The sequence below is a fragment of the Streptomyces sp. NPDC032822 genome, from assembly GCF_055578825.1.
On sequence record NZ_JBVIOL010000011.1, the window covers coordinates 161,259 to 173,199 of the forward strand.

The following is an 11,941-nucleotide window of genomic DNA, read 5'->3' on the forward strand; positions in this document are numbered from 1 at the left end:
CACCGGATCACGCCCCGTCCCGTTCCCGCTCGCGCGGGCCACTCGCCCGAGAACGATCCACCGCCTGTCCATTGGCCCTTGCAGTGGACTGGTCTCCTCCCGTTTCCTCGGTGCTGTAGAAACCCCTCTTTCACTTCAGCGAGGTCACCCGTGTCCAGCACGCTTTCCGACAACCAGGCTCCCGAGACCGGCACCGCCCGCGTGAAGCGCGGTATGGCGGAGCAGCTCAAGGGCGGCGTGATCATGGACGTCGTCACGCCGGAGCAGGCGAAGATCGCCGAGGACGCGGGCGCCGTCGCCGTCATGGCCCTGGAGCGCGTCCCGGCCGACATCCGCAAGGACGGCGGCGTGGCCCGCATGTCCGACCCGGACATGATCGAGGGGATCATCGAGGCCGTCTCCATCCCGGTCATGGCCAAGTCCCGCATCGGCCACTTCGTCGAGGCCCAGGTCCTGCAGTCCCTCGGCGTGGACTACATCGACGAGTCCGAGGTCCTCACCCCGGCCGACGAGGTCAACCACTCCGACAAGTGGGCGTTCACCACCCCCTTCGTCTGTGGTGCCACCAACCTGGGTGAGGCCCTGCGCCGCATCGCCGAGGGTGCCGCGATGATCCGCTCCAAGGGCGAGGCCGGCACCGGCAACGTCGTGGAGGCCGTCCGCCACCTGCGCCAGATCAAGAACGAGATCGCCCGCCTGCGCGGCTACGACCACAACGAGCTGTACGCCGCCGCCAAGGACCTGCGCGCCCCGTACGAGATCGTCAAGGAGGTCGCCGAACTCGGCAAGCTCCCGGTCGTGCTGTTCTCCGCCGGCGGTGTCGCCACCCCCGCCGACGCCGCGCTGATGCGCCAGCTCGGCGCCGAGGGCGTCTTCGTCGGTTCCGGCATCTTCAAGTCCGGCGACCCGGCCAAGCGCGCCGCCGCCATCGTGAAGGCGACCACTTTCTACGACGACCCGAAGATCATCGCGGACGCGTCCCGCAACCTGGGTGAGGCCATGGTCGGCATCAACTGCGACACCCTCCCCGAGTCCGAGCGCTACGCCAACCGCGGCTGGTAGGGGCACGGTACCGATGAACACCCCCGTCATAGGCGTCCTGGCCCTCCAGGGCGACGTACGGGAGCACCAGATCGCCCTGGCCGCGGCCGACGCCGTGGCCAGGCCGGTCCGGCGCCCCGAAGAGCTCGCCGAGATCGACGGTCTCGTCGTCCCCGGCGGCGAGTCCACCACCATCTCCAAACTGGCCGTCCTGTTCGGCATGATGGAGCCGCTCCGCGCGCGCGTGCGGGACGGCATGCCCGTCTACGGCACCTGCGCCGGCATGATCATGCTCGCCGACAAGATCCTCGACCCGCGCTCGGGCCAGGAGACGATCGGCGGCATCGACATGATCGTGCGCCGCAACGCCTTCGGACGTCAGAACGAGTCCTTCGAGGCGGCGGTCGACGTCCGGGGCATCGCGGGCGATCCTGTGGAGGGCGTGTTCATCCGCGCCCCCTGGGTCGAGTCCGTGGGCGCCGAGACCGAGGTGCTCGCCGAGCACGGCGGTCACATCGTCGCGGTCCGCCAGGGCAACGCGCTCGCCACGTCGTTCCACCCGGAACTGACCGGCGACCACCGCGTGCACTCCCTGTTCGTCGACATGGTGCGCGCCCGGGGGACAGCGGACTCCTTGTAGGATCTCTGGCGTTCGTATCTGGATGGGTTACGCGAAGGAGACAGGCAGATGTCCGGCCACTCTAAATGGGCTACGACGAAGCACAAGAAGGCCGTGATCGACGCCAAGCGCGGCAAGCTCTTCGCGAAGATGATCAAGAACATCGAGGTGGCCGCCCGGACGGGCGGTGCCGACGTGTCCGGGAACCCGACGCTGTTCGACGCCATCCAGAAGGCCAAGAAGAGCTCGGTCCCGAACAAGAACATCGACTCCGCGGTCAAGCGCGGTGCCGGTCTCGAAGCCGGTGGCGCCGACTACGAGACGATCATGTACGAGGGCTACGGCCCCAACGGCGTCGCGGTGCTCATCGAGTGCCTCACCGACAACCGCAACCGCGCCGCCTCCGACGTACGCGTCGCCATGACCCGCAACGGCGGCAACATGGCCGACCCGGGTTCCGTCTCCTACCTCTTCCACCGCAAGGGCGTCGTCATCGTCCCCAAGGGTGAGCTGGGCGAGGACGACGTCCTGGGTGCCGTCCTCGACGCGGGCGCCGAGGAGGTCAACGACCTGGGTGAGTCCTTCGAGGTCATCTCCGAGGCCACCGACCTGGTCGCGGTCCGCACCGCCCTCCAGGACGCCGGCATCGACTACGACTCCGCGGACGCCAACTTCGTCCCGACCATGCAGGTCGAGCTCGACGAGGACGGCGCCAGGAAGATCTTCAAGCTGATCGACGCGCTTGAGGACAGCGACGACGTGCAGAACGTCTTCGCCAACTTCGATGTCAGCGACGAGGTCATGGAGAAGGTCGACGCGTAACGCCGCCGCGGGCCGGGCGGGATTTCGGCGGGCCGATGGGACACGTCCCATCGGCCCGCCGCCGTTGTCGGTGGCAGCGGATAGCCTGGCGGAAGTCAAAGATCACTGATCGCGGACCGCGACCATCGGTCGAGGAACCACGGCGGTGCTCAGCCAGATCCGCGAGGGCGGCGGCGGTTCGGCCGCGAAGAGGGAGGGGCGCGTGCGCGTACTCGGGGTGGACCCCGGACTCACGCGGTGCGGTGTCGGTGTCGTCGAGGGAGTCGCGGGCCGACCGCTCACCATGCTCGGTGTCGGTGTCGTCCGGACGCCCGCGGACGCCGAGTTGGGGCAGCGCCTCGTCGCCGTCGAGCAGGGCATCGAACAGTGGCTGGACGAGCACCGGCCCGAATGCGTCGCCGTGGAGCGGGTGTTCAGCCAGCACAACGTCAGCACGGTGATGGGCACCGCCCAGGCCAGCGCCGTCGCCATGCTGTGCGCCGCCCGCCGCGGCATCCCCGTCGCGCTGCACACCCCGAGCGAGGTCAAGGCCGCGGTCACCGGCAGCGGCCGCGCCGACAAGGCCCAGGTCGGTGCCATGGTCACCCGGCTGCTGCGGCTCGACGCCCCGCCGAAACCCGCCGACGCCGCCGACGCCCTCGCGCTCGCCATCTGCCACATCTGGCGCGCCCCCGCCCAGAACCGACTCCAGCAGGCCGTCGCCCTGCACGCATCGAAAGGGCGTGGCGCATGATCGCCTTCGTCAGCGGCCCCGTCGCCGCCCTGGCCCCCGACTCCGCGGTGGTCGAGGTCGGCGGCATCGGCATCGCCGTCCAGTGCTCGCCGAACACGCTCTCCGGGCTGCGCATGGGTCAGCAGACCAAGCTCGCCACCTCCCTCGTGGTGCGCGAGGACTCCCTGACGCTGTACGGCTTCGCGGACGACGACGAACGCCAGACCTTCGAACTGCTCCAGACGGCCAGCGGAGTCGGTCCGCGGCTGGCCCAGGCCATGCTCGCCGTGCACAGCCCCGACACCCTGCGCCGAGCCGTCTCCACCGGCGACGAGAAGACCCTGATCGCCGTCCCCGGCATCGGCAAGAAGGGCGCCCAGAAGCTGCTGCTCGAACTGAAGGACCGGCTCGGCGAGCCCCTCGGCACCAGTGGCCCGGCGATCGGCAGGGCCGTCACCTCCGGCTGGCGCGACCAGCTGCACGCCGCCCTGATCGGCCTCGGCTACGCGACCCGCGAGGCCGACGAGGCAGTCGCCGCGGTCACCCCCCAGGCCGAGGCCGCCGAGGGCACCCCCCAGGTGGGCGCACTCCTGAAGGCCGCCCTGCAGACCCTGAACCGCGCCCGCTAGGAGAACGTCAGTGAACTGGGACGACACGACCGAAGAGACCGCCGCCGAGCGGCTCGTGGGCTCTGTCGCCGACCGCGAGGACCAGGCCGTCGAGGCCGCCTTGCGCCCCAAGGACCTGGGCGAGTTCATCGGCCAGGAGAAGGTCCGCGAACAGCTCGACCTCGTCCTGCGCGCCGCCCGCGCGCGAGGCGCCACCGCGGACCACGTACTGCTCTCCGGTGCCCCCGGCCTCGGCAAGACCACCCTGTCGATGATCATCGCGGCCGAGATGGAGGCCCCGATCCGCATCACCAGCGGCCCGGCCATCCAGCACGCCGGCGACCTCGCCGCGATCCTCTCCTCCCTCCAGGAGGGAGAGGTCCTCTTCCTCGACGAGATCCACCGCATGTCCCGGCCCGCCGAGGAGATGCTCTACATGGCGATGGAGGACTTCCGCGTCGACGTCATCGTCGGCAAGGGCCCCGGCGCCACCGCCATCCCGCTCGAACTGCCCCCCTTCACCCTGGTCGGCGCCACCACGCGCGCGGGTCTGCTGCCGCCCCCGCTGCGCGACCGCTTCGGCTTCACCGCGCACATGGAGTTCTACGAGCCGGCCGAGCTGGAGCGCGTCATCCACCGCTCGGCGAACCTGCTCGACGTGGAGATCGACACCGACGGCGCCGCCGAGGTCTCCGGCCGCTCCCGCGGCACGCCCCGGATCGCCAACCGCCTGCTGCGCCGCGTCCGCGACTACGCCCAGGTCAAGGCCGACGGCCTGATCACCCGGAGTATCGCCGAGGCCGCCCTCGCCGTGTACGAGGTCGACGCCCGGGGCCTGGACCGGCTCGACCGGGGGGTCCTGGAGGCACTGCTCAAGCTGTTCGGCGGCGGCCCGGTCGGACTGTCGACGCTCGCCGTGGCGGTGGGGGAGGAGCGCGAGACCGTGGAGGAGGTCGCCGAACCCTTCCTCGTCCGGGAGGGACTGCTCGCCCGGACCCCGCGCGGACGGGTCGCCACCCCGGCGGCGTGGGCACACCTCGGCCTCACCCCGCCCCGCTCCACGGGCACAGGAAACGGACAACAGGACCTGTTCGGGACGTGACGGCGTCGTCACGGCGAGCGCACTGGCCGGGTGAGGAACCCAGGTGCCATGCTGAGCGTTGTTCCCTGCGCGCGGACTCGCTTAGACTCCGCCGATGCCGCCTTTGTCGGCGGTGCACACCCCCAACCATCAGGCCGCTCACCATCGCGGTCACGTGAAGGAAGTACCGACCCGTGAGTCTCGTGACCCTCCTCCCGTTCATCGTGCTCATCGGGGCCATGTTCCTGATGACCCGCTCGGCCAAGAAGAAGCAGAACGCGGCCGCGCAGATGCGCAACGAAATGCAGCCCGGCAGTGGCATCCGCACCATCGGGGGCATGTATGCGACGGTCAAGGAGGTCAATGAGGACACGGTCCTCGTCGACGCCGGTCCGGGCATCGACCTGCTCTTCGCGAAGAACGCGATCGGTGCCGTCCTGTCCGACGACGAGTACAACCGCATCGTCCACGGCATCGAGCACGACCTGAAGTCCGACTCCGACGTCGTCCCGGACGACGCCTCCTCCCTCACCGAGACCGACGAGCCCGCTGACGACGCCGCCGCTTCCGACGACAAGTCCGTAGACCTCGGCAAGAAGGACACGGCCGAGGAGGCCGCCGAGCCCACCGCCGAGACCCCGGCCGACACCGAGGCCGCCGAGGCGAAGACGGACGCGGAGCCGAAGAAGACCGACGGCGAGTCCGACGCGAAGTAGTCGCGCTCCCGGGCGCGCGGGCGTGTCCGCGCGCTCCGGAACGTGCGCAGCTCGCACGGGATCCGACACCATGTGATGGCCGCTCGCCCGCAGATCCGGCGCGAGACGGCCCGAGAGGGAGTACGAGAAGGTGGCAGCACCTAAGAAGGGCCGGAGCGCGAGCGCCCAGAGCAGGCCGGGGCGCTCGCTGGTCCTGATCCTGATCGCCATCGTGGCGCTCACCGGGGGAATGTTCCTCTCCGGGCACACCACTCCGCGTCTCGGCATCGACCTTGCCGGTGGTACGAGCATCACGCTCCGGGCGGTTCCGGAGGCGGGCCAGGAATCCGCGATCAACAAGACCAACATGGACACCGCGGTCGACATCATGAACCGCCGTGTCAATGGTCTTGGTGTCTCGGAGGCCGAGGTTCAGACCCAGGGCAAAGCGAACATCATCGTCAACATCCCCAAGGGCACGAACTCCGAGGAGGCCCAGAAGCAGGTCGGCACCACCGCCAAGCTGTACTTCCGGCCGGTGGTCGCCACCGAGGTCTCGGGCGCGGCCGCCACGGCCAGCCCCTCGCCGAGCGCCTCCAGCAGCGCGTCGAGCGGTGACAAGGCCACGGACAAGGCGACCTCGTCGTCGTCTCCCTCCAGCTCCGGCACGCCGTCTGCGACCTCCACCTCGCAGGGCCGCGCGGTCACCGACGCCCTGAAGGCCGACGCCACCCCGTCGGCGAGCGCCTCGGCCTCCGCGAGCAGCAGCGCCTCCCCGTCCGCGAGCCCCTCCGCCGACGCGGCGACCAGCCAGCTTGAGGCCCAGTACACGGCCCTCGACTGCACGAACGCGAAGGCCCGTGCCAAGGCCGGTGACGGTGCCAAGCCCACCGACTCCACCGTGGCCTGCGGCCAGAACTCGCAGGGCCAGTGGCAGAAGTACGTCCTGGGCCCGGCCGAGGTCGACGGCACCGACGTGGACAAGGCGCAGGCCGTCCTCAACACCACGACCGGCGCCGGCTGGACCGTCACCATGGACTTCACCGACGGCGGCGCCAAGAAGTTCGCCGACATCACCGGCAAGCTGGCCCAGAACCAGTCCCCGCAGAACCAGTTCGCCATCGTCCTGGACGGCGACGTCGTCTCCGATCCGTACGTCAGCCAGGCGCTGACCGGCGGCAACGCGGAGATCTCCGGTAACTTCAACCAGGAGTCGGCCCAGAGCCTGTCGAACATGCTGTCGTACGGCGCCCTGCCGCTGACCTTCAAGGAGGACAGCGTCACCACGGTGACCGCCGCGCTCGGTGGCGAGCAGCTCAAGGCCGGTCTGATCGCCGGTGCGATCGGCCTCGCCCTGGTCGTCCTCTACCTGGTGGCCTACTACCGCGGCCTGGCGCTCATCGCCGTGGCCTCGCTGCTGGTCTCCGGCGCCCTCACCTACGTGATCATGGCGCTGCTCGGCCCGGCCATCGGCTTCGCGCTGAACCTCCCGGCGGTCTGTGGTGCCATCGTCGCGATCGGCATCACGGCGGACTCGTTCATCGTGTACTTCGAACGGGTCCGGGACGAGATCCGCGAGGGCCGTACGCTGCGGCCCGCCGTCGAGCGGGCCTGGCCGCGCGCCCGACGCACCATCCTGGTCTCCGACTTCGTGTCGTTCCTCGCCGCGGCGGTGCTGTTCATCGTCACCGTCGGCAAGGTCCAGGGCTTCGCGTTCACCCTCGGCCTGACCACGCTCCTCGACGTGGTGGTCGTCTTCCTGTTCACCAAGCCGCTGCTGACGATCATCGCGCGCAGCAAGTTCTTCTCCAACGGTCACAGCTGGTCCGGCCTCGATCCCAAGCGACTGGGTGCCAAGCCCCCGCTGCGTCGTACCCGCCGTCCCTCCGCCCCCGTCGAGACCAAGGAGGCGTGAGATGTCGAAGCTCGGCAACCTCGGCGCCCGACTGCACCGTGGCGAGGTCGGCTACGACTTCGTCGGCAACCGCAAGATCTGGTACGCCGTCTCGATCCTGATCACCATCACGGCCATCGTCGGCCTGGCGGTGCGCGGCCTCAACATGGGCATCGAGTTCCAGGGCGGCGCCGTCTTCACCACGCCGAAGACCACGAGCGTCTCGGTGTCCCAGGCCGAGACGTACGCGGAGGAGGCCTCCGGCCACGACGCGATCGTCCAGAAGCTCGGCGACGGCAGCCTGCGCATCCAGATCGCGGGCATCGACACCGACAAGTCGAACCAGATCAAGAAGGACCTCGCCCAGAATCTGAAGGTCGACAGCGAGAAGATCAACGCGGACCTGGTGGGCCCCAGTTGGGGTGACCAGGTCGCCGACAAGGCCTGGCAGGGCCTCGCGATCTTCCTGGTCCTGGTCGTGATCTATCTGGCGATCGCCTTCGAGTGGCGGATGGCCGTCGCCGCGTTCGTCGCGCTGATCCACGACATCACCATCACCGTCGGCATCTACGCCCTCGTCGGCTTCGAGGTCACGCCGGGCACGGTGATCGGTCTGCTGACCATTCTCGGTTACTCGCTCTACGACACGGTCGTCGTCTTCGACAGTCTCAAGGAGCAGACCAAGGACATCACCAAGCAGACCCGTTGGACCTACAGCGATGTCGCCAACCGCTCGATCAACAGCACGCTGGTCCGCTCGGTCAACACCACGGTGGTCGCGCTGCTGCCGGTCGGCGGTCTGCTGTTCATCGGTGGCGGTGTCCTCGGCGCCGGCATGCTGAACGACATCTCGCTGTCGCTGTTCGTCGGCCTCGCGGCCGGTGCGTACTCCTCGATCTTCATCGCCACGCCGCTCGTCGCCGACCTCAAGGAACTCGAGCCGCAGATGAAGGCGCTCAGGAAGCGTGTCCTCGCCAAGCGGGCGCAGGCCGCGGCCCAGGGCGAGCCCTCGGAGGCCGAGGTCATCGACGACGACTTCTACGACGGACCCGATGACGAAGGCGACGACGACTCCGCGCACGCGGTCGTCGGCCCGCGTCACCAGCCCGCGTCCCGCAACCGGGGCCGTGGCCGTCCGTCGGGGAAGCGCCGATGACCGAGCCGACCGACATCACGGAGCTGCTGCTCGGCAGGATCCGTGACGTGGCGGACTACCCGGAGCCGGGGGTGATGTTCAAGGACATCACCCCGCTCCTGGCGGACCCGGCGGCGTTCGCCGCGCTGACCGACGCGCTCGCCGGGATCGCCGAGCGCACCGGGGCCACGAAGATCGTCGGACTGGAGGCACGGGGCTTCATCCTCGGAGCCCCGGTCGCCGTCCGGGCCGGCCTCGGCTTCATCCCCGTGCGCAAGGCCGGCAAGCTCCCCGGAGCGACGCTCGGCCAGGCGTACGAGCTGGAGTACGGCTCCGCCGAGATCGAGGTGCACGCGGAGGACCTCTCGGAGGACGACCGCGTGCTGATCGTCGACGACGTGCTGGCCACCGGCGGCACCGCCGAGGCGTCGGTCCAGCTCATCAGGCGGGCGGGTGCCGAGGTCGCGGGCCTCGCCGTCCTGATGGAGCTGGGTTTCCTGGGTGGGCGCGCCCGCGTGGAGCCGGTGCTCGCCGGCGCCCCGCTGGAGTCGCTGCTCAAGGTCTGAGCACCGTACGGAACCCCTGCGCCAGGCGTGTGACGGCCGTACGACAGCCTGATGCCGCCCGCAGGACACCGCAGTGGCGGGCCCGGAGGAATCCGGTGCCCGCCTCTTGTGTTTCACCGGTGGACGGCTCTCACAGCGGCCTGAAGACGATCCCGGGGCGCGGGATCGCTACCATGGGGTCTCCGGAGCCTGAATGGGGGACCCGGATCGCGCACGAGGAGTCCTCTTGGCAGACGAGGCCCAGCACCTGACCGCCGCCAAGCCCGAGTCCGCCTCGGGACCCGCGGCGAAGCCGGCGCCGACCGCCGCGCCCGAGGTGAAGAACGACGCCCGCGGGCCGGTCGAACACACGCAGTCGGCGCCCGTCGACAAGTCGGCCGAGCAGACGCGTCCCAAGCCTGCCCCGGCGACGCGGGCCACGAACCCGCCGGCGGCCCGCCCCACCGCGGGCCAGCCCGCCCGCACCGGCTCCTCCAACCGCGTCCGCGCTCGCCTGGCCCGTCTCGGCGTGCAGCGCTCGAACCCGTACAACCCGGTCCTGGAGCCCTTGCTGCGGATAGTGCGCAGCAACGACCCGAAGATCGAGACCGCGACGCTCCGCCAGATCGAGCAGGCCTACCAGGTCGCCGAGCGCTGGCATCGCGGCCAGAAGCGCAAGAGCGGCGACCCGTACATCACGCACCCGCTCGCGGTGACCACGATCCTCGCCGAGCTGGGTATGGATCCGGCCACCCTGATGGCCGGGCTGCTGCATGACACCGTCGAGGACACCGAGTACGGCCTCGACCAGCTCCGCCGCGACTTCGGCGACTCGGTCGCCCTGCTCGTCGACGGCGTCACCAAGCTGGACAAGGTCAAGTTCGGCGAGGCCGCGCAGGCCGAGACGGTGCGCAAGATGGTCGTCGCCATGGCCAAGGACCCGCGCGTCCTGGTCATCAAGCTCGCCGACCGTCTGCACAACATGCGGACCATGCGCTACCTCAAGCGCGAGAAGCAGGAGAAGAAGGCCCGCGAGACGCTGGAGATCTACGCTCCGCTGGCGCACCGCCTGGGCATGAACACCATCAAGTGGGAACTGGAGGATCTCGCCTTCGCGATCCTCTACCCCAAGATGTACGACGAGATCGTCCGGCTGGTGGCCGAGCGGGCCCCCAAGCGTGACGAGTACCTGGCCATAGTGACCGACGAGGTCCAGGCCGACCTGCGGGCCGCCCGCATCAAGGCGACCGTCACCGGCCGCCCCAAGCACTACTACAGCGTCTACCAGAAGATGATCGTCCGCGGCCGTGACTTCGCGGAGATCTACGACCTGGTGGGCATCCGCGTCCTGGTGGACACCGTCCGCGACTGCTATGCGGCCCTGGGCACCGTCCACGCCCGCTGGAACCCGGTTCCGGGGCGGTTCAAGGACTACATCGCGATGCCCAAGTTCAACATGTACCAGTCGCTGCACACGACGGTCATCGGGCCCAACGGCAAGCCGGTCGAGCTCCAGATCCGTACGTTCGACATGCACCGCCGCGCCGAGTACGGCATCGCCGCGCACTGGAAGTACAAGCAGGAGGCCGTCGCCGGCACCTCCAAGGTCCGGTCGGACCAGCCGAGGACCACCGGCAAGGACGACCACCTCAACGACATGGCGTGGCTGCGCCAGCTCCTCGACTGGCAGAAGGAGACCGAGGACCCCGGCGAGTTCCTGGAGTCCCTGCGCTTCGACCTCTCGCGCAACGAGGTCTTCGTCTTCACGCCGAAGGGCGACGTGATAGCGCTGCCGGCCGGCGCCACGCCCGTGGACTTCTCGTACGCGGTGCACACCGAGGTGGGCCACCGCACGATAGGAGCACGGGTCAACGGACGTCTCGTCCCGCTGGAATCGACCCTGGACAACGGCGACCTGGTGGAGGTCTTCACCTCCAAGGCGGCCGGGGCCGGACCCTCCCGGGACTGGCTGAACTTCGTCAAGTCGCCGCGCGCCCGCAACAAGATCCGGGCCTGGTTCTCCAAGGAGCGGCGCGACGAGGCGATCGAGCAGGGCAAGGACGCCATCGTCCGCGCGATGCGCAAGCAGAACCTGCCGATCCAGCGCATCCTGACCGGCGACTCCCTGGTGACGCTCGCGCACGAGATGCGCTACCCGGACATCTCCGCGCTGTACGCGGCGATCGGCGAGGGGCACGTCTCCGCACAGAACGTCGTGCAGAAGCTCGTCCAGGCGCTCGGCGGCGAGGAGGCGGCCACCGAGGAGATCGACGAGTCGGTTCCGCCGTCCCGTGGCCGTGGCCGCAAGCGGCGCAGCAGCAACGACCCGGGCGTCGTGGTCAAGGGTGTCGACGACGTGTGGGTCAAGCTGGCCCGCTGTTGTACGCCGGTCCCCGGCGACCCGATCATCGGCTTCGTCACGCGTGGTAGTGGTGTATCGGTTCACCGCAACGACTGCGTCAACATCGAGTCACTGTCCCGAGAGCCCGAGCGCATCCTTGAGGTCGAGTGGGCGCCCACCCAGTCCTCGGTCTTCCTGGTCGCCATCCAGGTGGAGGCGCTGGACCGCTCCCGGCTCCTGTCGGACGTCACCCGTGTCCTGTCCGACCAGCACGTCAACATCCTCTCGGCGGCCGTGCAGACCTCCCGCGACCGGGTGGCGACCTCCCGCTTCACCTTCGAGATGGGCGACCCCAAGCACCTGGGACACGTCCTGAAGGCCGTCAGGGGCGTCGAGGGCGTCTACGACGTGTACCGGGTGACGTCGGCGCGCAGCAGGTAGCACCCGC

11 protein-coding genes are annotated in these 11,941 nt (G+C 69.5%); all 11 read left to right on the forward strand.

Features of this window, described 5'->3' with window-relative positions:
- The first annotated feature begins 150 nt into the window (after positions 1-150).
- On the forward strand, positions 151-1,062 hold the full coding sequence (gene pdxS / locus ACZ5VD_RS29125; protein WP_468552224.1) for a pyridoxal 5'-phosphate synthase lyase subunit PdxS: 912 nt from the start codon (positions 151-153) through the stop codon (positions 1,060-1,062).
- 13 nt (positions 1,063-1,075) lie between these two features.
- On the forward strand, positions 1,076-1,681 hold the full coding sequence (gene pdxT, locus ACZ5VD_RS29130; protein WP_468552223.1) for a pyridoxal 5'-phosphate synthase glutaminase subunit PdxT: 606 nt from the start codon (positions 1,076-1,078) through the stop codon (positions 1,679-1,681).
- A gap of 48 nt (positions 1,682-1,729) precedes the next feature.
- Positions 1,730-2,482, forward strand: coding sequence for a YebC/PmpR family DNA-binding transcriptional regulator (locus tag ACZ5VD_RS29135; protein ID WP_328684492.1), 753 nt, complete (start codon positions 1,730-1,732; stop codon positions 2,480-2,482).
- A gap of 202 nt (positions 2,483-2,684) precedes the next feature.
- Positions 2,685-3,215, forward strand: coding sequence for a crossover junction endodeoxyribonuclease RuvC (ruvC, locus tag ACZ5VD_RS29140; protein ID WP_468552358.1), 531 nt, complete (start codon positions 2,685-2,687; stop codon positions 3,213-3,215).
- Positions 3,212-3,823 carry a Holliday junction branch migration protein RuvA gene (gene ruvA, locus ACZ5VD_RS29145; RefSeq protein ID WP_468552222.1) on the forward strand — a complete coding sequence of 204 codons (612 nt, stop codon included), beginning with the start codon at positions 3,212-3,214 and terminating at the stop codon, positions 3,821-3,823. The genes ruvC and ruvA overlap by 4 nt, the downstream gene beginning before the upstream one ends.
- A 10-nt stretch (positions 3,824-3,833) precedes the next feature.
- On the forward strand, positions 3,834-4,904 hold the full coding sequence (gene ruvB / locus ACZ5VD_RS29150) for a Holliday junction branch migration DNA helicase RuvB (protein WP_468683772.1): 1,071 nt from the start codon (positions 3,834-3,836) through the stop codon (positions 4,902-4,904).
- Between the two features lie 173 nt (positions 4,905-5,077).
- Positions 5,078-5,599, forward strand: a complete 522-nt coding sequence (yajC, locus tag ACZ5VD_RS29155) for a preprotein translocase subunit YajC (RefSeq protein ID WP_468552220.1) — start codon at positions 5,078-5,080, stop codon at positions 5,597-5,599.
- 130 nt (positions 5,600-5,729) lie between these two features.
- Complete coding sequence (gene secD / locus ACZ5VD_RS29160; protein ID WP_468552219.1) at positions 5,730-7,493, forward strand: protein translocase subunit SecD; 1,764 nt, start codon at positions 5,730-5,732, stop codon at positions 7,491-7,493.
- 1 nt (position 7,494) lies between these two features.
- On the forward strand, positions 7,495-8,628 hold the full coding sequence (secF, locus tag ACZ5VD_RS29165) for a protein translocase subunit SecF (RefSeq protein WP_468552218.1): 1,134 nt from the start codon (positions 7,495-7,497) through the stop codon (positions 8,626-8,628).
- Positions 8,625-9,173 carry an adenine phosphoribosyltransferase gene (locus ACZ5VD_RS29170; RefSeq protein WP_468552217.1) on the forward strand — a complete coding sequence of 183 codons (549 nt, stop codon included), beginning with the start codon at positions 8,625-8,627 and terminating at the stop codon, positions 9,171-9,173. Before secF ends, ACZ5VD_RS29170 begins: the two co-directional genes overlap by 4 nt.
- 226 nt (positions 9,174-9,399) lie before the next feature.
- On the forward strand, positions 9,400-11,934 hold the full coding sequence (locus ACZ5VD_RS29175; protein ID WP_468552216.1) for a RelA/SpoT family protein: 2,535 nt from the start codon (positions 9,400-9,402) through the stop codon (positions 11,932-11,934).
- Positions 11,935-11,941: the final 7 nt, after the last annotated feature.

What these genes read in the sequence shown, in the direction of transcription:
- pdxT (WP_468552223.1), top strand. Translation starts at nt 1,076, where the DNA reads ATGAACACCCCCGTCATAGGCGTCCTGGCCCTCCAGGGCGACGTACGG.
- ACZ5VD_RS29135 (WP_328684492.1), top strand. Translation starts at nt 1,730, where the DNA reads ATGTCCGGCCACTCTAAATGGGCTACGACGAAGCACAAGAAGGCCGTG.
- ruvA (WP_468552222.1), top strand. Translation starts at nt 3,212, where the DNA reads ATGATCGCCTTCGTCAGCGGCCCCGTCGCCGCCCTGGCCCCCGACTCC.
- secF (WP_468552218.1), top strand. Translation starts at nt 7,495, where the DNA reads ATGTCGAAGCTCGGCAACCTCGGCGCCCGACTGCACCGTGGCGAGGTC.
- ACZ5VD_RS29170 (WP_468552217.1), top strand. Translation starts at nt 8,625, where the DNA reads ATGACCGAGCCGACCGACATCACGGAGCTGCTGCTCGGCAGGATCCGT.